This window comes from Rhizobium sp. TAL182, assembly GCF_002117725.1.
GTDB lineage: Bacteria > Pseudomonadota > Alphaproteobacteria > Rhizobiales > Rhizobiaceae > Rhizobium > Rhizobium esperanzae.
The window spans coordinates 3,882,597-3,901,104 of record NZ_CP021024.1; the positions used below are offsets into that span (position 1 = coordinate 3,882,597).

Annotated in this window: 19 protein-coding genes and 1 tRNA gene; 9 read left to right on the forward strand and 11 right to left on the reverse strand. The window is 61.2% G+C overall.

Translation table 11 applies throughout. The annotated features are described in order from the left end of the window. Positions 1-88 precede the first annotated feature (88 nt). Positions 89-1,093, forward strand: a complete 1,005-nt coding sequence (locus Tal182_RS19430; RefSeq protein WP_085860453.1) for a bile acid:sodium symporter family protein — start codon at positions 89-91, stop codon at positions 1,091-1,093. Between the two features lie 72 nt (positions 1,094-1,165). On the opposite strand, the gene Tal182_RS19435 is transcribed toward Tal182_RS19430, so the two are convergent. Beyond that, entirely contained in the window at positions 1,166-1,636 is a 471-nt protein-coding gene (locus Tal182_RS19435; protein WP_085860454.1) for an Hsp20 family protein, read from the reverse strand. Positions 1,637-2,035: 399 nt separating this feature from the next. Here Tal182_RS19435 and Tal182_RS19440 point away from each other — a divergent pair, with 399 nt between their 5' ends. Then, on the forward strand, positions 2,036-3,010 hold the full coding sequence (locus Tal182_RS19440) for an alpha/beta hydrolase (protein WP_085860455.1): 975 nt from the start codon (positions 2,036-2,038) through the stop codon (positions 3,008-3,010). 70 nt (positions 3,011-3,080) lie between these two features. On the opposite strand, the gene hisN is transcribed toward Tal182_RS19440, so the two are convergent. Then, entirely contained in the window at positions 3,081-3,854 is a 774-nt protein-coding gene (gene hisN, locus Tal182_RS19445; RefSeq protein ID WP_085860994.1) for a histidinol-phosphatase, read from the reverse strand. 268 nt (positions 3,855-4,122) lie between these two features. Beyond that, complete coding sequence (locus tag Tal182_RS19450; protein ID WP_010033008.1) at positions 4,123-5,004, reverse strand: N-formylglutamate amidohydrolase; 882 nt, start codon at positions 5,002-5,004, stop codon at positions 4,123-4,125. Between the two features lie 188 nt (positions 5,005-5,192). Here Tal182_RS19450 and cpdR1 point away from each other — a divergent pair, with 188 nt between their 5' ends. From cpdR1 to Tal182_RS19475, 5 genes are all read left to right on the forward strand, one after another. Next, positions 5,193-5,555 carry a response regulator CpdR1 gene (cpdR1, locus tag Tal182_RS19455; protein ID WP_003542883.1) on the forward strand — a complete coding sequence of 121 codons (363 nt, stop codon included), beginning with the start codon at positions 5,193-5,195 and terminating at the stop codon, positions 5,553-5,555. An 84-nt stretch (positions 5,556-5,639) separates the two neighbouring features. Further along, positions 5,640-5,714: transfer RNA gene (locus Tal182_RS19460), tRNA-Val, on the forward strand. 99 nt (positions 5,715-5,813) lie between these two features. After that, positions 5,814-6,095 carry a hypothetical protein gene (locus Tal182_RS19465; protein ID WP_245344795.1) on the forward strand — a complete coding sequence of 94 codons (282 nt, stop codon included), beginning with the start codon at positions 5,814-5,816 and terminating at the stop codon, positions 6,093-6,095. 689 nt (positions 6,096-6,784) lie between these two features. After that, on the forward strand, positions 6,785-7,810 hold the full coding sequence (locus Tal182_RS19470; protein WP_085860457.1) for a porin: 1,026 nt from the start codon (positions 6,785-6,787) through the stop codon (positions 7,808-7,810). A gap of 338 nt (positions 7,811-8,148) precedes the next feature. Next, positions 8,149-8,643 carry a hypothetical protein gene (locus Tal182_RS19475; protein ID WP_088396255.1) on the forward strand — a complete coding sequence of 165 codons (495 nt, stop codon included), beginning with the start codon at positions 8,149-8,151 and terminating at the stop codon, positions 8,641-8,643. 1 nt (position 8,644) lies between these two features. Here the strand turns inward: Tal182_RS19475 and Tal182_RS19480 are convergent, their stop codons facing one another. From Tal182_RS19480 to Tal182_RS19490, 3 genes are all read right to left on the reverse strand, one after another. Continuing rightward, entirely contained in the window at positions 8,645-9,358 is a 714-nt protein-coding gene (locus tag Tal182_RS19480) for a hypothetical protein (protein ID WP_085860995.1), read from the reverse strand. Positions 9,359-9,508: 150 nt separating this feature from the next. Further along, positions 9,509-9,688 (reverse strand): hypothetical protein, encoded by a 180-nt coding sequence (locus Tal182_RS19485; protein ID WP_041678755.1) that lies wholly within the window; start codon positions 9,686-9,688, stop codon positions 9,509-9,511. 61 nt (positions 9,689-9,749) lie between these two features. Beyond that, on the reverse strand, positions 9,750-9,980 hold the full coding sequence (locus Tal182_RS19490; RefSeq protein WP_020922260.1) for a hypothetical protein: 231 nt from the start codon (positions 9,978-9,980) through the stop codon (positions 9,750-9,752). A 346-nt stretch (positions 9,981-10,326) separates the two neighbouring features. Here Tal182_RS19490 and Tal182_RS19495 point away from each other — a divergent pair, with 346 nt between their 5' ends. Continuing rightward, positions 10,327-11,415, forward strand: coding sequence for a DUF475 domain-containing protein (locus Tal182_RS19495; RefSeq protein ID WP_085860996.1), 1,089 nt, complete (start codon positions 10,327-10,329; stop codon positions 11,413-11,415). Between the two features lie 117 nt (positions 11,416-11,532). On the opposite strand, the gene Tal182_RS32345 is transcribed toward Tal182_RS19495, so the two are convergent. From Tal182_RS32345 to Tal182_RS19515, 5 genes are all read right to left on the reverse strand, one after another. Beyond that, entirely contained in the window at positions 11,533-11,703 is a 171-nt protein-coding gene (locus Tal182_RS32345; RefSeq protein ID WP_094299101.1) for a hypothetical protein, read from the reverse strand. A 151-nt stretch (positions 11,704-11,854) separates the two neighbouring features. Beyond that, positions 11,855-13,372 carry a tripartite tricarboxylate transporter permease gene (locus tag Tal182_RS19500; RefSeq protein ID WP_064804942.1) on the reverse strand — a complete coding sequence of 506 codons (1,518 nt, stop codon included), beginning with the start codon at positions 13,370-13,372 and terminating at the stop codon, positions 11,855-11,857. 89 nt (positions 13,373-13,461) lie between these two features. Then, a complete protein-coding gene (locus Tal182_RS19505) occupies positions 13,462-13,953 on the reverse strand; it encodes a tripartite tricarboxylate transporter TctB family protein (protein ID WP_064804943.1) in 492 nt (163 codons plus the stop codon). After that, entirely contained in the window at positions 13,950-14,894 is a 945-nt protein-coding gene (locus Tal182_RS19510) for a tripartite tricarboxylate transporter substrate binding protein (protein ID WP_064804945.1), read from the reverse strand. The genes Tal182_RS19505 and Tal182_RS19510 overlap by 4 nt, the downstream gene beginning before the upstream one ends. Before the next feature lie 292 nt (positions 14,895-15,186). Beyond that, positions 15,187-16,233, reverse strand: a complete 1,047-nt coding sequence (locus tag Tal182_RS19515) for an ABC transporter substrate-binding protein (protein WP_085860458.1) — start codon at positions 16,231-16,233, stop codon at positions 15,187-15,189. A 326-nt stretch (positions 16,234-16,559) separates the two neighbouring features. On the opposite strand from Tal182_RS19515, the gene Tal182_RS19520 reads away from it, so the two are divergent. After that, positions 16,560-18,428: an adenylate/guanylate cyclase domain-containing protein gene (locus Tal182_RS19520; protein ID WP_085860459.1), complete on the forward strand. Its 1,869-nt coding sequence runs from the start codon at positions 16,560-16,562 to the stop codon at positions 18,426-18,428. Positions 18,429-18,508: the final 80 nt, after the last annotated feature.

An 18,508-nucleotide genomic window follows, 5' to 3' on the forward strand; every position in this document is an offset into this window, starting at 1 on the left:
AATCCAGTATCTCGATAACTGTTATTTCTTGCATCCTGGATCATAATGGACGACAGAACAATGGTTGCCTTATTGCTGCGAGACCGTCATGCGCCGCTTTCTGCCAGATACGTTCACGATCCTGCTCGTCTGCACCGTCATCCTCGCCTCCCTGTTTCCGGCGAGCGGCAGTTTTGCGGATTATTTCGGCATCGCCACCGATATTGCCATCGCGGCTTTGTTTTTCCTGCACGGCGCGCGCCTTTCTCGTGGCGTCGTCATTGCTGGTCTGCTGCACTGGCGGCTGCATCTGATCATCCTGCTGACGACCTTCGGCATCTTCCCGCTGCTCGGGCTCGGGCTCGGCTTCATCCCCGACGCGATCCTGCCACGGCCGCTTTATCTCGGCATTCTCTTCCTCTGCGTGCTGCCGTCGACGGTGCAGTCGTCGATCGCCTTCACCTCGATGGCCGGCGGCAACGTGCCCGCCGCGATCTGCTCGGCCTCAGCCTCGAACATTTTCGGCATGTTCCTGACGCCACTGCTGGTCGGCCTGCTCTTTTCCGTCGGCGGCCATGGCGGCTTCTCCTTCGACGCGCTTCAGCAGATCCTGCTGCAGCTGCTTGCCCCCTTTATCGTTGGCCAGATCCTGCAGCCCTGGATTGGCGATTGGATTCGCGCCAAGAAGAAGATTCTGATGCCGGTCGACCGCGGTTCGATCCTGATGGTGGTCTATCTCGCCTTCTCGACGGCGATCGTCGAAGGACTGTGGCACACTTTCTCGATTGCCGACATTGCCGTTGTCGTCGTCGCCGACGTCGTGCTTCTGGCGTTTGTGCTTGTTTTGACGATGTTCGGCAGCCGCTGGCTGGGCTTCGACAAGTCTGACGAGATCACCATCACCTTCTGCGGTTCGAAGAAGAGCCTGGCAAGCGGCGTGCCGATGGCAAACGTCATCTTCGCCGGCCAATCGATTGGTGCGATCGTGCTTCCCCTGATGCTCTTCCACCAGATTCAGCTGATGGTCTGCGCCGTCATCGCCCAGAAATATGCCGCAGCGGCAGCCCGGCGGGTAACGGAACAGCAGATGAAGGATGCCGCCAGCCCGGCCTGAACAATAAGATGAACGGCAATAAAAAACGGCGCCCCGATCGGAGCGCCGTCCATTGTCCCTGAGGAACAGCTGTTAATCGTTGATGACCTGCGCCTCGATCGCCTTCGGAGCCTCGACCGGCTCGGCGGCAATCGTGATCTTGCGGGGCTTCATAGCCTCGGGAATGTTGCGCAGAAGATCGATGTGAAGCAGGCCGTTCTTCAGCGAAGCTGCGGTCACCTCGACATGGTCGGCGAGCTGGAAGCGGCGCTCGAAGGCGCGCTTGGCAATGCCGCGATAGAGGAATTCGCCGCCTTCGGCGGTATCCTCGTTCTTTTCACCCTTCACGGACAGCACATGGGCATGGGCTTCGATCGAAAGTTCGGTCTCGTCGAAACCGGCGACCGCCATGGTGATGCGATAGGTGTTTTCACCGGTGCGCTCGATATTATAGGGCGGATAGGTCTGCGCCTGCTCCGGCTGAGCAAGGCTGTCGAGCATGGTGAAGAGCCGGTCGAAACCGACCGTCGAACGATAAAGGGGAGAGAAGTCTACGTGACGCATGATGTCCTCCTAGGGAAGCGACGTGTTGCGATAAAATGCCCTGAAACCCCATCTTGGCGGTCTCGGGACGGTTGCGCGGGCCCTTTTGGCACCCGCAGGATGGAGATGGTGATGCGATTCGGGGAGTTCAAGACCTTTTCGAAATCCCCTCGACCGGCCGTGAACCGCGCGTGAACGGCCGGTTCGGTAGGCGTTCAGACATGCCTGCCTAGAAATGACGATGTCGGGTGACACTGGCCCCGATGGCTGAAGTGCATCGTCCCTTCTTCTTCAGTCTAAACTTGGGCCGGCCGCGAGCGCCCTCACGCTCCCGCCGGCCCTTTTTCCCCCGCTTTCCAAGCCGGGCGCCATGCGCTATCCCTGATAGGAAAGCATTCAGCAGCGGCGCATTGGCAAGTCATGGATCAGGTTCTCTATTCGACGCCCGACAATCCTGCCCCGGAAAACCGCACCGAAGGGTTCTTCGAAACCCATGACGGCCACCGGCTGCGTTACGCCGTTTTCCGTTCTGGCGCCCAGGTCGCCAAGGGCACGGTCGTCATCATCCATGGCCGCAACGAATATATCGAAAAATATTTCGAGACGATCCGCGACCTGACAAGCAAGGGCCTCTGGGTCGCGACCTTCGACCTGCGTGGTCAGGGCGGTTCGTCGCGGCTCCTCAAGCGCCGCAATCACGGCCATATCCGCCGCTTTTCCGATTACGAGCGCGACCTCGACACCTTCCTCGAAAAGATAGTGCTGCCGGACACCCGACTGCCCTTCTACCTGCTCGGTCATTCCACCGGCGGACTGATTGCGCTGTCGGCCGCCCCCTATCTCACCACCCGCATCGACCGCATGGTGCTATCGGCTCCCTTCATCGGCCTGACCGGCCAGTCGGCCTCGCCCCGCGTCATCCGCACCTTCGCCGGCGCGCTGACGGCCGCCGGCCTCGGCTTCATGCCGCTGACCTCGAAGCTGAAGGAGCCGGATTTCCGCGACAATCCGTTGACCTCGGACGAAACCCGCTTCGAGCGCAATGTTGCGATGATGAAGGCCCACCCGGAACTGACGCTCGGGCCGCCGACGGCCCGCTGGCTGAGTGAAGCCTTCCGGACCATGGACCGGGTCACCTCGCCCAAGCACCTCTTCTCGATCACCATCCCGACCATCGTCATCGCCCCGACACGTGACGGCGTCGTGCCCTACACGGCACAGGAGCGGCTCTCGCGTTATTTCCGCGCCGGCCAGCTGGTGCCGATCAACGGCGCCCGCCATGAGATCTTCCAGGAACGGGATATCTATCGCGCCGCGGCGCTGGCGGCGTTCCACGCCTTCATTCCCGGCAGCGATGCCGAGGAAAACCATGATGTCGCCGCCCTCGGCACCTGAGCCGGATCAACCGAGCCGCCAGCAGAATCGGCTTTGCCGACCCGGGGCATCGGCTTTGCCGAGCCCGGGTTCAGCGCTGCAGGATGGCGATTGCCTGCTCGTAGACCGCGCGGCTGCCGGCGGCGATGATCGAGCCGCCGTTTTCAGGGCGTCCGCCGTCCCAGGTGGTGATGATGCCGCCCGCCCCCTCGATGACGGGAATGATGCCGCCGACGTCATAGGGTTTCAGTCCGTTTTCGATGACGAGATCGATATGGCCGGCGGCAAGCAGCGCATAGGCATAGCAGTCGCATCCATAGCGGAAGAGCCGCACCTGATCCTCGATCTCGCGGTATTTCTCAATCTCCCCGCCGGCGAAGAGATGTGGCGAGGTCGTGAACAGAATGGCGCTCGAAAGCGCCTCGCACTGGCGGGTCACCAGCCGCCTTTCACCCTCCGGGCCGGTATAGATCGAGCCGTTCTCGTCGGCGAAATAACGTTCGCCGGTAAAGGGCTGCTCGATCATGCCCATGATCGCCCGGCCTTCCTTCTGCAGACCGATCAGCGTTCCCCAGACCGGCACGCCCGATATGAAGGCGCGCGTGCCGTCGATCGGATCGATCACCCAGACATAGTCCCGGTCGAGCCCGACATCGCCGTGCTCCTCGCCGAGAATGCCGTGGTCGGGGAAATTCTCCTCGATCAGCGCGCGGATGGCGAGCTCGGCCGCCCGATCGCCCTCCGTCACCGGATCGAAGCCGGAAGAAAGTTTGTTCGTGACGTCGAGGCCGGATCGGAAGCGGGGCAGCGTCTCGGCGCGGGCGACCTCTGCCAGACGATTGAAGAATGAACGGTCAGGAAGCATGGTGACACCGTTTGGCTGGCGGGAATGCGCTTTCATAGCGAAAACGAGCGGGAATGCAAACGAAGCAGCCAACTTCAGGCGAATTGCCCAAAGATATCGCAGCGCAATATATTGCTTGACATTTGTGCAACGCAATAGTAGCGTCATCATTACAGTCTTCTGACTGTAAATACCCTCCTTGGGTGTTTCCTCCCTAGACTTAGCCGCGCTGACAAGCGCGGTTTTTTTTGGCCTGGGGAGGCAAGCGGAGAATCAGGAAATTGTAGATTTACTCGGCGGCCAGCGCCCGGTCACCGGCGAACTTTTCGACGTAATCCGCCATCTGCTGCATGAAGGCCGTCACGGCCTCGGCCACCGCGGCAAAATCCTCGCGCTTCTCCAGCGTCACCTCGTCGACATAGATCGCCCGGTTCACCTCGATCTGCAATGCATGCAGGCCGCGCGAGGGGCGGCCGTAATGTTCGGTGATGAAACCGCCGGCATAGGGCTTGTTGCGGATCGCCGCAAAGCCCATTTCCTCAAGGATAGCGATGGCGGCGCGCGAAAGTTCGGCCGAAGCGCTGGTGCCGTAGCGATCGCCGATAATGAAATCGGGCCGTCCGGTGCAACCGGCGACGCGCACATTGCCGGGCATCGAATGGCAATCGATCAGCACGCCGAAGCCGAACTGCACATGGGTGCGGGCAATCAGTCGGCGCAGCGCCGCATGGTAAGGCTTGTAGACCGCTTCGACCCGATCCAGCCCCTCCTGCACCGGCAGGCGCCGCGCATAGATCTCCATATTCTCGGCAACGATGCGCGGAATGGTGCCGAGCCCGCCGGCGACCCTCAGCGAATTGACATTGGCATAGGGCGGCAGCAGCCCGTCGAACATCCTGGGATCGAGCTCGTAGGGCTCGCGGTTGACGTCGAGATAGGCGCGCGGAAAGTTGGCGGCGAGAAGCGGTGCGCCGAGAGTGACGGCCGAGCCGAAGAGCTCATCGACGTAATGATCCTCGGAACGGCGGATGGCGATGCCTTCGAGCCTCGATTGCGCGATGAATTCTGGTGGATAAATGCGGCCGCTATGCGGGGAGTTGTAGACGAAGGGAATGGTCTGCGACACGGGCTCATGAACCTCAAAAAGCTCGTATTCGCGGATTTCCGGCACTTTCGGCCCTCTTTACCATGTCCTGAACTGACTGCTTCGGCCATGTTGCCAGTTGCCCGCCCTCAAGTCCATACTATGTAGAAGGGATGACCATCACGCACAGGCAATTCACCGGTTGTTTACCGGGCAAAGACTAGTGTAGACGGCTGGCAGCCCACCCAAAACCTATTGATTAGCGGTCTGGATTGATGACTCAGAAGATACTTCTCGCCGAAGACGACAATGATATGCGCCGTTTCCTGGTGAAAGCGCTCGAAAAGGCCGGCTACAAGGTCCTTTCTTACGACAATGGCGCCAGCGCCTACGACCGGCTGCGCGAGGAGCCGTTTTCCCTGCTGCTGACCGATATCGTCATGCCCGAAATGGACGGCATCGAGCTGGCGCGCCGCGCCACCGAACTCGATCCCGATCTGAAGGTGATGTTCATCACCGGTTTTGCCGCCGTGGCGCTGAACCCCGATTCGAAGGCGCCGAAGGATGCCAAGGTCCTTTCCAAGCCTTTCCACCTGCGCGACCTCGTCGACGAGGTCAATAAAATGCTTGCCGCGTAAGGCTTGTCGGGCGGCGCGTCACAAAACTGAAAAAAGCCTATTGACGGCTCCGAAGGTTTTGTGATCTATGCGCCGCCATCGGATGGGCGTGTAGCTCAGCGGGAGAGCACTACGTTGACATCGTAGGGGTCACAGGTTCAATCCCTGTCACGCCCACCATCCTAATTCGCTGAAAAGCAAAGGCCTTTCGAGAAATCGAGAGGCCTTTTTACATAGTGGCCCGCAGGTTCGATAAACCTGCCAATAGGAGTTCTCAGCGTGGCGCAGGTCATTAAACGACGCAAAACTCTCGTGGTGTCCAACGACAAGATTTCGCTGGCAGAAGGTGTCAGCCTTCCCCAGGGACGCTACCCCGTCACTGCCGAATATGTCGTATCTCACCTGCGAGGCAGGCCGGTCGAGCAGGCTGGCCGGGTGATGCTCCATCTGACGCGACAAAACCTCCTGGACTACGGCGTTGATCTGACCGGCAGCGCGATGCTGGGCAGCGACATCGATGTGAGCGGCAATGTGGCGCGCAAGGAAGCTATTCTGGAGTGATTTGCAGGGTATGGATGGTTGACCACTGTCCCCCACAGGGATGCACCTCCTGAGAGTGGCCAAGCCAAATTCGGTCACTAAACCATGTGAATTTTTGCCGATCCGGCGTATGGGGCGTTCGCCTCTCGCAAACGGGTGGGGTCAAAGGCAGGGATTAATTCTCGACCGGCAGCGCCGCAGTTTTTCCGCCCCTCGCCTCGCCGGCTTCCACGGCACCTGCGCCCACAAAGTGCTGCACGAACGAACTTGCAAGCCGTCACCCCACTGCGGCCTGACTTCCATCTTCACCATAGCAACCGGTGGAAAAGGCCAGCAACTGTCCGGTTTTACCCGAGTCATACAGAGGGCGGCTGCGGCGCGCCCGCATATAAGGATGTGCTCACGCCAGCATCAATTGCATACCATTGCTGAGTGCTCAGCCCCTCGTTGCTCGGAGTTCAAAAGTATGATTTTTGTGACAAACAGATGACGAGTTTGTGACAAAACGCGTGTGATTTCAGCAACATAGCGATGCTGCGTGTTGTCATGATCGACAATCACGTTGCGGTGCAACAACCCTTATGTAACTTCCGCGGCGAGGCAGACACCGAGCTAAAAAGGTGCCGCTTCGATCACACGGGGTGAAGACACGTAGGGACTGCCGATGGCAACGGTCTTCATCCTCTCGCATCTGAACTGGAGGTTATTCCATGAACATCAAGAGCCTTCTTCTCGGCTCCGCTGCTGCTCTCGCAGCAGTATCCGGCGCTCAGGCCGCTGACGCTATCGTCGCCGCAGAACCGGAACCGGTTGAATATGTTCGCGTCTGCGACGCTTACGGCACCGGCTACTTCTACATCCCGGGCACGGAAACCTGCCTGAAGATCAACGGCTACATCCGTTTCCAGGTTAACGTTGGCGATCGGGTTGGCAATTCGCTGACGCGCGCTAACGACTCCGACTGGGATGCCGTCACTCGCGGCCAGGTTCAGTTCACCGCCAAGAGCGACACGGAATACGGTCCGCTGACCGGCGTCATCGTCATGCAGTTCAATGCTGACAATGCCACCGACCAGAACGCCAAGCTCGACTCCGCTTACCTCGACATCGCAGGCTTCCGCGCTGGTCTGTTCTACAGCTGGTGGGACGACGGTCTCTCGGGCGAAACCGACGACATCGGTTCTCCGGTCACGCTGCATAACTCCATCCGTTATCAGTACGAAACCGACGCCTTCTACGCTGGCATCAGCGTCGACGAGCTGGAAGACGGCCCGTTCTACAACGACGAAACCGCCAACAACGTCGGCGTTGCCGTCGGTCTCGGCGGCAAGGCCGGTATCTTCAGCTACCAGATCACTGCCGGTTACGACACCGACAACGAAGAAGGCGCCGTCCGCGCCATGGGTACGGTTGCTGTTGGTCCGGGCACGCTCGGCCTCGCAGTTGTCTATGCATCCAATCCCAACGCCTATTACAACAAGGCTGAATGGGCGATCGCTGCCGAATACGCCATCAAGGCAACCGACAAGCTCAAGATCACCCCTGGTGTTCAGTACTACAGCGACTACGGTGTCACCGCTGGCGAATTCAACGACGGAGATGCCTGGAAGGTTGGCCTGACGGTTGATTACCAGATCGTCGACAACTTCTACGCCAAGGCTTCGGTTCAGTACCTCGATCCGGAAGACGGCGACGACTCCACCTCGGGCTACTTCCGCCTGCAGCGTTCGTTCTAATCAAGACTGCCGGTCAGACCGGCAGCTATTCATTCCTGATCTGACTGACCTCCGATCGGGAAAGAATGGGCCTGGACTTCCCTGCCGGGCCCATTCCCCCTTGACCAGAAGTCCAAGACGGCAGGCGCTTGATGAGCGCCGCCATTATTGGGCGTCACATCGCTCCCTTGCCGATGTCCCGCAAATTATGCCAGCAAGCTCAGCCGACGTTCGGCCCGTCGGCGATCGGCGGAATCTTTATGCTGCACGGAACCAAATTTCGGACACAGAGCCATGCCATGGCGAATCGAAGGTGAAGCGGTGATTCGCCTCGCCAGGACATGGGACTTGAGATCGAAATGAAGTTATCCGCGCTTGTTGCCGCCGGCTTTGTTGCCGCCGTCCTCGCCTTGCCAGCCTCCGCCGCGCCGGCCTCCCCGCCTGAGACATTTCCCGGCGCTCCTGGCGTCATTACGCTTTCCGGCAAATGCGCCAGACTGGTCGTCGCCAAGTTTGACGCCACCAAGGGCTGCAAAAACGAGCTTGCCAGCGTCACGCTGGCCAACGGTTCGGTGACCTTCATCTTCACTTCAGATGGAAAGGCGCTCGGCTTCCAGGGCGATGGCAGCGGCATCAAGCCAGCCTCCAACGGCAATGCTCGCCTGCCGTTGAGCCTCGTCACGACGGGCGTCGGCAACAAGATGACCGGCCAGGTCAAGGTCGCCGGCTTCTGCACCTTCGGCAATCCCTACGCCGGCGAGCCGATCGCGATCGAATGCACCGCCGAAAGCAAGGACTCCTCCTTCACCGGCAGCTTCCGCACCGGCGGCAAGCTGGTGAAAAAGGGGAAATAGCTCAGGCGGCGCACCACGCGCCGCCGCCCCCCGGCTGGCGCGCCAGCCCTTCCTTGATCAGCTGCACGCCAAAAGAGCGCCCGTCGCGCGAAACGATCCGCGGCGCGCCTGAGGCCTCGGTCTTTCCGGCGGCATCGATGGTGAAGGGGCCGGCGTTCAGAAGCGCCAGTAGGCGCAGCTTCGCGGCAAAGGCCACCCTGCGTTCGTCATCGCAGCGCGCCTGGTCGGCCACCGGGCTTGCCATATCGGCAATGACGATCTTTTCGCCCTTGTACCAGAAGACGCCGCCGTCGCCGACGCAATTGATGTGCGCGCCCTGCCCGCAATAGCCGAAGGCGCCCGTCGCCGTCTGCTGAGCCCCGGGAGAGGCCGGGGCCGGCACCGCCTTGACCGGCTGGATGGCCGGCGTCGGGATTGCGGCCGGCGGCAGCGGCTGCGGCTGCAGCGCGGCTCTCGGAGTCGGTGCGGCAAGCGCCACCTGCTTCGGCGGCACATCCTTCCTGGCGACAGGTCTCGGCTCCGCCATTTCCCGTGCGATCGGCGCCGACTGCCGTTCAAGCATAGGCCGAAGGCTCTTCCAATTGTCGTGAGCGACGATGCCGCCGATCGCGGCAATGCCGATCACTGCCCAGGGCAGCAATCCGCCGCGGCTGCGCGCTCTGCTCTTTCCTCTCGCCGGCGCCTTCCGGCGGCCGCGTGTCGCTGTCTTGGCCATCTGTTCGAATCCCGTGAGGCCGGGATTATCGCTGCCCAATCCTTTCCGAAAGGTTGGCGTGAGCCGGTTATCTTTGACGGCGTGTCGATTCGCTAGACAGCGAAACGCCCGGCATCGCCGGGCGCCTATCTCTGCAAAACTATCTTCCGCTTATTCCGGACGTGAGGCCGAAGGCTCGTTTTTCCCGGCCGATGCCGCGCCGCTGATGGGCGAACCGATCGGCTGTTTGCGTTTGCCGATCTCGATGCGCTTGTCGGCCCCCTCGCGGATGGCCTGCCATTCATTTTCGTGCCGAATAACAATATCTCGGGGCACAAAGTTCATTGTCATATGTTTCTCACCCTGTTTCGAATCGACCATCAGCACGCCGAGGCGGCTTCCGGAATAGCCGTTATTTCTTGGTTTTCGCATGGCCTTTGATGTCGGGACCACCCTTCGAGAGGTCCGCACCGCTCACATGTGCCGGCACGTGAATGTCGTGGTAGACGCCAGGGGTCAGCGTCAGGTCGACGTGATGCGGCGGCAGCACCTGTGCCTTCTGCATGCGGTTTGGCTTTGCCCGCTTCATGCGGTCGGATGCCTCTGTACGTTTATCGGGAATATGGGTCGAAGTGTGCATCATCCGCATCCTTTTCAGCTCAACCAGGGTTTAACGAGCGGGGGGGCGGATGGTTCCCGAAATTATGCGGTTTTACGTGGGGCGTTTGGCCTTGACTGGTTTGGGAAGTAGATTACCTAAGGCTTATCCCGCAGCCTTCCAGACATCGGCTACGGGGAACATTGGTGCCGGGCCCCTCTGGCGAGAGTTTTTACGGCGCTCTCGTGATGTCGGTACCGCCTGCAACTCAGCCGGCGGATTTTTCATCGATGAAAAAGCTCACCATGCCTCGTCAGCATGCCCGTTGTGGCATGCCGCGTTTTTCCACTATTTCTACCCTCTCCAGCAAGCCTTGCTGCGAGGTGCGGCCATGAACCAGTCCCAGACCACCAAATCCTCGCTCGGCTATTTCCGCTGGGCCTTCATCGTCACGGCTATCGGCCTTGTTCTCGGCGCTGTGCTTGGTTGGCAGACAACCGGCACGATCGGCGGCATGGCGACCGTCTTCTTCATCTGTGCCGTGCTTGCGGTGCTGGAGATCTCGCTCTCCTTCGACAACGCCATTGTCAACGCCAACAAGCTGAAGGAGATGACGCCGATCTGGCAAAAGCGATTCCTCACCTGGGGCATCATCATTGCCGTTTTCGGCATGCGCATCGTCTTCCCTCTGGCGATCGTCGCGATCGCCGCGCGCATCGGCCCCTGGGATGCCTTGGTGCTGGCCGCCCGCGAACCCGAGGAATATGCCCGCATTATGAATGATGCGCATCTGCCGATCGCAGCCTTCGGCGGCACCTTCCTGATGATGGTCGGCCTCAGCTATTTCTTCGACCATGAGAAGAAGATCCATTGGCTTCGCGGCCTGGAGAAGGTGATGGCGCGCTCTGCGACCATCAGGGGCATCGAGATCGCCTTCGTGCTGGCGCTGATGCTTGTCTTCTCCTGGCTGATTGGCGAGGAGGAGGCCAGCGTCTTCGTCCATTGCGCCATCTACGGCCTGCTGACCTTTCTCGCGGTCGAGGTCGTCGGCGAGTTGCTCGATGCGTCGCAGCAGACGATGAGCGCTGCCGCCAAGGGCGGTCTCGGCGCCTTCATCTATCTGGAGGTGCTGGATGCCAGCTTCTCCTTCGACGGCGTCATCGGCGCCTTCGCCTTGACGCAGAATCTCTTCGTCATCGCGATCGGCCTCGGCATCGGCGCCATGTACGTGCGCTCGATGACCATCATGCTGGTGGAGAAGGGAACGCTTGCCGAATACCGCTATCTCGAACATGGCGCTTTCTATGCCATCCTGATCCTCGCAGTGATCATGTATGCGCAGACCCTGGTGCATATTCCCGAGGTGATCACCGGCCTTGGCGGCGCGGCCCTGATCGGCCTGTCGCTCTGGTCATCCATCCGCCACAACAGGCGCGAGCGGGAAGATCATGCCCCCCGGCAGGAAGAACTTCACGCCTGACGTGGCAGACAATTGAAGGTCGCGACGCGCCTCAGCGTCGCGGCTGTCACTCGGACAAAAATAAAGCCCGCGACCATCCGGTTGCGGGCTGTTTCATTCCTGCATGGCTTGAACGGCTTAGCGGATGACCTGACCGAAGGAAGCCGGATCGATGCCGAGCTCCTTGAGGTCGCGGGCGCGCGGACGGCGACCGGCTTCGACAGCAGCGCTGACGGCGTTGGCGGCGCTCAGCGCAGCAAATGCGCGGCCCAGGAAACCGGCGTGGACCGAATTGCGGATGGCGGACATTGTCCTGTTCCTCTTACTCTAATTGACCACTCAGAGATGGCAGTGCGCTGTCGCATCGACAATGCACGTAAAATCACCGCAGCCATGCAAAAGAAGAGGCCGGCGCATGTTTCCATGGCCGGCCTTGAGGCAGGGGTAAGGTTGTCTTTTTCTAGTCTTCGTTTGCCGCCAGTTGCGACAGCACCTGGCCCCGACCGCGGATGCGCAGGATCAGCGGGATCAGGAAAGCGGCCGCCGCAACGATGAGAAGGCCTGCCGCGATCGGTGACATCACCAGCGTCGTCACATCGCCCTGGCTGATCGCCAGCGCGCGGCGCAGCTGCTGCTCGGCCAGCGGCCCGAGGATCAGGCCGACGACGGCAGGCGCGATCGGATAGCCGAAGAGCCGCATCACATAGCCGAGCAGGCCGAAGGCGAGCAGCATGCCGAGCTCGAACACGGAAGGATTGGCGCCGATCGTTCCGAGCGTCGCAAACAGCAGGATGCCGGCATAGAGCCACGGCTTCGGTATCGTCAGCAGCCGCACCCAGAGCCCGATCATCGGCAGGTTCAGGACGAGCAGCATCGCATTGGCGATGAGCAGGCTGGCGATCAGCCCCCAGACGAGCTGCGGATTGGTGGCAAACAGGAGCGGCCCCGGCTGCAATCCGTATTGCTGGAAGCCGGCGAGCATGATTGCCGCCGTCGCCGTCGTCGGCAGGCCGAGGGTCAGGAGGGGCACCAGCGTGCCGGCGGCGGACGCATTGTTCGCCGCCTCCGGTCCGGCCACGCCCTCGATCGCGCCATGGCCGAACTCTTCCGGGTTCTTCGCCAGCCGCTTTTCGGTCGAGTAGGACAGGAACGTGCCGATTTCAGCGCCGCCGGCCGGCATCGCGCCGATCGGGAAGCCGATCAGCGTGCCGCGAAGCCAGGGCTTCCAGGAGCGTGACCAGTCCTGCGCGTTCATCCAGAGCGAACCCTTGACCGCCTCTACCTGCTCCGCGGCCCGGTTGCCCTGCGCTGCGATATAGAGCGTCTCGCCGATCGCGAACATCGCCACGGCAAGCGTCGTCACCTCCACGCCGTCGAGCAGGTCCGGGATGCCGAAGGAAAGCCTGGCCTGCCCCGTCTGCTGGTCGATGCCGACCATGGCAAGCGCGAAACCGATGAACAGCGCGGTCAGGCCTCGCAGCGCCGAATCCCCAAAGGCGGAGGAGACGGTAACGAAGGCGAGCACCATCAGCGCGAAATATTCACGCGGCCCGAAGACCAGCGCCAGCTTGACGATATAGGGCGCGATGAAGGCGAGCCCGAGCGTCGCGATGAGCCCGGCGACGAAGGAGCCGATCGCCGCCGTCGCCAGCGCCGGTCCGCCGCGCCCGGCGCGCGCCATCTTGTTGCCCTCGAGCGCGGTGACGATCGAGGCGCTTTCACCCGGCGTGTTGAGCAGGATCGACGTCGTCGAACCGCCATACATGCCGCCGTAATAGATGCCGGCGAACATGATCAGCGAGCCGCCCGGATCGAGCTTGTAGGTGGCCGGCAACAGCAGCGCCACGGTGAGCGCCGGGCCAATGCCGGGCAAGACGCCGACGGCAGTGCCGAGCGTCACGCCGACCAGCGCATAAACCAGGTTCATCGGCTGCATCGCAACCAGGATCCCCTGCCATAGGAATTCGAATGTGCTCATCTTGGTGTCCCAGGCGGCGTTCCCGTCCGTGCCTTCGCAATGGGTCGCCGCGAAAAATCAAAAGAGCTGACAGCGCGTCCCGCGCGCTGTCAGAAGAACAGGCGTTCGAGCGGGCCGGCCGGCAGCGTCAGCTGCAGCAGCTGCGAGAAGATCGCCCAGACGACGAAGCTGAAGACGATGCCGAACGGCAGCGAGATCCAAAGCTTGCGTTTGCCGAAGCCGCGTGCCGTGAATGCAAACAGCACACCGGTGGCGATCGAGAAGCCGGCAAGGCGCAGAAGCAGCATCTGTCCGACAAGGCCGGCAACGATCCAGATGACCGGCGCCACTTCCTGCCGATCGCGTTCCGGAAACTCGCCGCGCCAGGCTTCGGCGACCGTCCAGACGCCAAGACAGAAAAGCCCGAACGCCACCACCTCCGGCACGGTTGCCGGACCGATGCGGGCATACTGTGCGATCGTTTTCAGATGCGTTGCATCCCAGGCCATCACACCCGCGATGACGAAGAGGAAAACGGCAATGATGAACGCCGCCCGATCAGGGCGGCGCTCGGTTGCCGAGGAGGTGTTATCCTCGCTCATTGAACAAGTCCGATCTCTTTAAGAATGCCCTCGGTGGCGGAGACGTCCTTTTCGAGCTGCGCCTTGAAGGCATCGCCGGACAGATAGGTGTCGGCCCAGCCCTTGGTCTTCAGGGTCTCCTGCCAGGTGGCGGAGCTGTGCAGCTTCTCGAAATCGGCGGTGATCTTGGCGACCTCGTCGTCCGACAGGCCGGGGGCTGCGGCGACCATGCGCCAGTTCTGGATGCTGACGTCGGTGCCGGCTTCCTTCAGCGTCGGGGCATCGACGCCGTCGATACGCTTGTCGCTGGAGACGGCGAGGAGACGGAGCATGCCTGCCTTTACCTGCGATTCGAACTCGCTGTAGCTCGAAATGCCTGCTGTGACCTGGTTGCCGAGAATGGCGGCCAGCGCTTCACCGCCGCCGGAGAAGGCGACGTAGTTGATCTTCGTCGGGTCGACCCCGGAAGCCTTGGCGATCAGGCCTGCGGTGATGTGGTCTGTGCCGCCGGCCGAGCCGCCGCCCCAGGAAACCGAGCCCGGATCCTTCTTCAGCGCCGCGACCAGATCAGCCATCGTCTTGATATCGGACGAGGCGGGAACGACAACGGCCTCATATTCGCCGGTCAGACGGGCGATCGGCGTCACGTCCTTCAGCGTCACCGGCGACTTGTTGGTGAGGATGGCGCCGACCATGACGTAGCCGCCGACGATCAGTGAATTCGGATTGCCGGCAGCCTGGCTGCTGAACTGCGCAAGGCCGATGGTGCCGCCGGCCCCGGGAACGTTCTGGACCTGCACGTTGCCGGCGATCTTCTCCTGCTGCAGCGCGGCCTGCAGCGAACGGGCCGTCTGGTCCCAGCCGCCGCCGGGAGCGGCCGGCGCGATGATGGTGTAGTCGGCCGCATAGGCCGGCAGCGCGATGGCGGCTGCGAGAATGGTTGCGATGAACGTATGCTTCACGATGTGTCCTCCGTGGGCGGCTGAGCGAACCGCCTATTATTCTCGAGTGAATCGGGAGGGTGGCCGGCCAGCGGACGCAGTTGTCCTGAATGACGAGCGGAATGCCTCCCAAGGCTTCAATTCTCCGCCTCCACGGAGAAGAAGTAGCCAAAGCCACCACAACAACCTGTCATCTAGCTGACATCGGCAAGATATCCAGAAGGAGAAGCCACTTTTTTGCCGTAATTGGGCCAGCAGTCCGCCGAGGTGTAACAGATCTTGAGGTCATGAACCGGCCGAAAGCTGGCCTTCTTCACTGCGCCCGCAGAACCTCGTTCCAGTGCGCGATCAGCCGCGCACGCTTTACCTGGTCGAGATAGACCATCAGCCCGGGACTGACCGGCACCGGCCGAAGTTGGGCGCCGAGCAGCTCCTGCAGCGTATTGGCAGTGTTTTCCCCCGCCACCTCTGGGCTGACGGCCGGGATCTGCAGCTCGCGCGCCATGATTGTCTGGCCCACCTTCGACATGAAAAAGGCAAGGTAGCGGCGCCCGAGTTCCGGCTCGGCCGCAGCCTGCGGCACCAGCCCGATGCGCGACATCACCACCGTATAGTCCTTCGGCAGCACGATGCCGACATCGGGGTGCCGCGAAGCCCAGTCAGCGGCGTAGGAACCGAGAATATTATAGCCGAGCACGAAGCGCCCGTCGGCCACGCGTTCGAGAATCGCCGAGCTCGTCGAGTAGAGTTTGACGCCGGCCGCGCCCATCGCGCCGATCACCGACCAGATGTCGCCGAATTGCTCCTGGTCGCGCGCCATGAAGAGAAAGCCGACACCGGAGCGCTCGATATCGTAAGTGCTGATCCGGCCATAGACCGCATCGCCCTTACGCTTCAGATAGTCGACGAGTTCCGCCCGCGAGCTCGGCACCGGCTCGTGCGCGAAGCTCGGCTTGTGATAGACGAACACCGCCGGTTCGAAGGTCAGGGCATAGGCGGTATTGCGCCAATTCGCCCATTTCGGCCAGGCAGCACTCATCGGCAGGTTGCTGATCTGCGCATAGCCGTCGTTGGAAAGCTTCACCTGCAGGTCCATCGCCGAGGAAAAGGCAAAATCCGCCGTTTTGCCGCCGGCATCCGTTTCCCTGACGATCCGGTCGTAGATTTCACCGGTCAGCATATCCTCATATCTGACCGCGACATCAGGATTGGCCTCCTGGAACCCCCGGATCATCGGCTGTGCCAAGGGCTCGTCGAGCGAAGAATAGACCGTCAGCACCGGTGCGGCTGTATTGCCCGACTTCGCCGGATAAAAGGCTTGGTCGGCGAGCACGCAACCCGGCCAGAATGCCAGCAGCAAGATGAAAATTCTCCTCATGCAGCAACAATGCCTGAGCATACAGAGAGGAGCAAGGGCGTGATCGGACCTGCTGCGAGCGTCGCCAGTATTGCGACGGAACCGCAGCAGCCAACGTGTCGGTCCGACACCCCTTTGACCATAAATGATTATGATTCCCCGTCATCCTTCACCCCTTTTGAGTATTGATGAAGATTGGAGACGATATAGGGTGCGCTGCCGCGTCAAAATGTCGAAGCCGCCCGAATTTACTTCTTCGGGAGACGACTATACGCGACAAAAAACTCTAAAAAAGCTAGACTATTCTGGGAAGACCCATGGGAGGGGTCATGGAACGACGACTGAGCGCTATTCTCGCTGCGGATGTCGTCGGCTACAGCCGATTGATGGGCATTGATGAGTCAGGCACCTTGCAGGCGCTGAACCGTCATCGCTGCGAGCTGGTTGACGTTCGTATTTCGGACTACAAGGGCCGGATCGTCAAACTCACCGGCGATGGCATCCTTGCCGAATTCCAGAGCGTGGTGAATGCCGTCGCCTGCGCCGCCGAAATACAGCGCAGCATGTCCGCCCGCAACGAGAACGTGCCGAAGGACGAGCGCGTTGAATTCCGCATCGGCATCAATCTCGGCGATGTCGTCGTCGAGAACGGCGACATATTCGGTGACGGCGTCAATCTTGCCGCAAGGCTCGAGCGTATCGCAGCACCGGGCGGCATCGCCGTGTCGGCCTCCGTGCGCGACCAGGTCGGCTCGCGCCTCAATCTCGGCTTCGAATTCATCGGCGAGCACATGCTGAAGAATATCAGGCAGCCCGTTCACGTCTACACCGTCACCTTGGCGCCGCCCTCATCCACCCGACTGGTGGCACAGAACCGCAATACCTGCTTCATTGCCGTGCTGCCCTTCACAAATATGAGCGGCGACGCCGATCAGGATTATTTTTCCGACGGCATCACCGAAGATATCATCACCGATCTCTCGAAGATCTCGAGCCTGCACGTCGTGCCGCGCAACACCATCTTTACCTACAAGGGCATATCGGTGAAGTTGAAGCGCCTCGCCCAGGAACTCGGAGTGCGTTATGTGCTCGAAGGAAGCGTGCGCATCTTCGGCAAGCGCGTACGCATCTCCGGCCAGCTGATCGACACTGCCAATGGCGACCATCTCTGGGCCGAGCGTTACGACCGCGATCTCACCGACATCTTTGCGATTCAGGACGAGATCACACAGGCGATCGTCAGCCAGCTGAAGGTGCGCCTGCTGCCGGAGGAGAAGAAGGCGATCGCCAACGAACCGACGGCCAATGTCGAGGCCTACACCTATTATCTCAGGGGCCGCCAGCTCTCCCACAGTTGGACGAAATCCTACCTGCAGCTCGCAAGGCGCATGTTCTGCAAGGCGGTGGAACTCGACCCTGATTATGCCCGGGCCTATGCCGGCATCGCCGATTGCGACGCTGCGATCCGCGACTGGGCGCCTGACGATGTGCCGCTGAGGCGCATCCTCGACATGAGCGCCCGGGCGCTTCAGCTCGATCCCGATCTTCCCGAAGCTCATGCCTCGCATGGCTTGGCGCTGCATCAAAGCGGCCTCGATGATCGGGCGGCGGCCGCCTTCGAACGTGCCCTCACGCTCGACCCGAACCTCTTCGAGGCGAATTTCCATTACGCCCGGTTCTTCTTCATGCGCGGCAACTTTGCCGAATCCGTTCAATATTTCACCCGCGCCGCCGAAATCCGCCCTGACGACTACGTCTCGCCGATCCATCTGATGTCGGCCTACCGCTCGCTCGGCCGTCCGGTGGATACGGAAAACTGGGCGCGACTCGGCCTGCTGCGCGCCGAACGTGCGCTGAACCTCAATCCCGAAAACTCCGGACCGGCCCATCGCGGCGCGCTGGCGCTTGCCCATCTCGGCGATGCAACGCGGGCACGCGACTGGGCCGCCCGCGCGATTGCCATCGATCCCGACGACATCGTCGCCCAGTATAATCTTGCCTGCGTCTATTCCGTCCTCGGCGATACCGACCGAGCAATCGACCTGCTCGAGAAGCTGCTGCCGCACAGCTCCGTCTATCACATCAAATGGTTCAACAATGATTCCGACCTCGACAACATCCGCGACGATCCTCGCTTCCGGAGGTTGTTGGCGACCGCAATGACGGAACGTGAGCGGATCGAGAGGACCGGGAGCTGAAATCCCGTTCTCGGCCATTCACCGAATTTTGAAAATCGCTATGACATCGCTCCGCCACCTCTGTAATCTCCTTTGAAAAC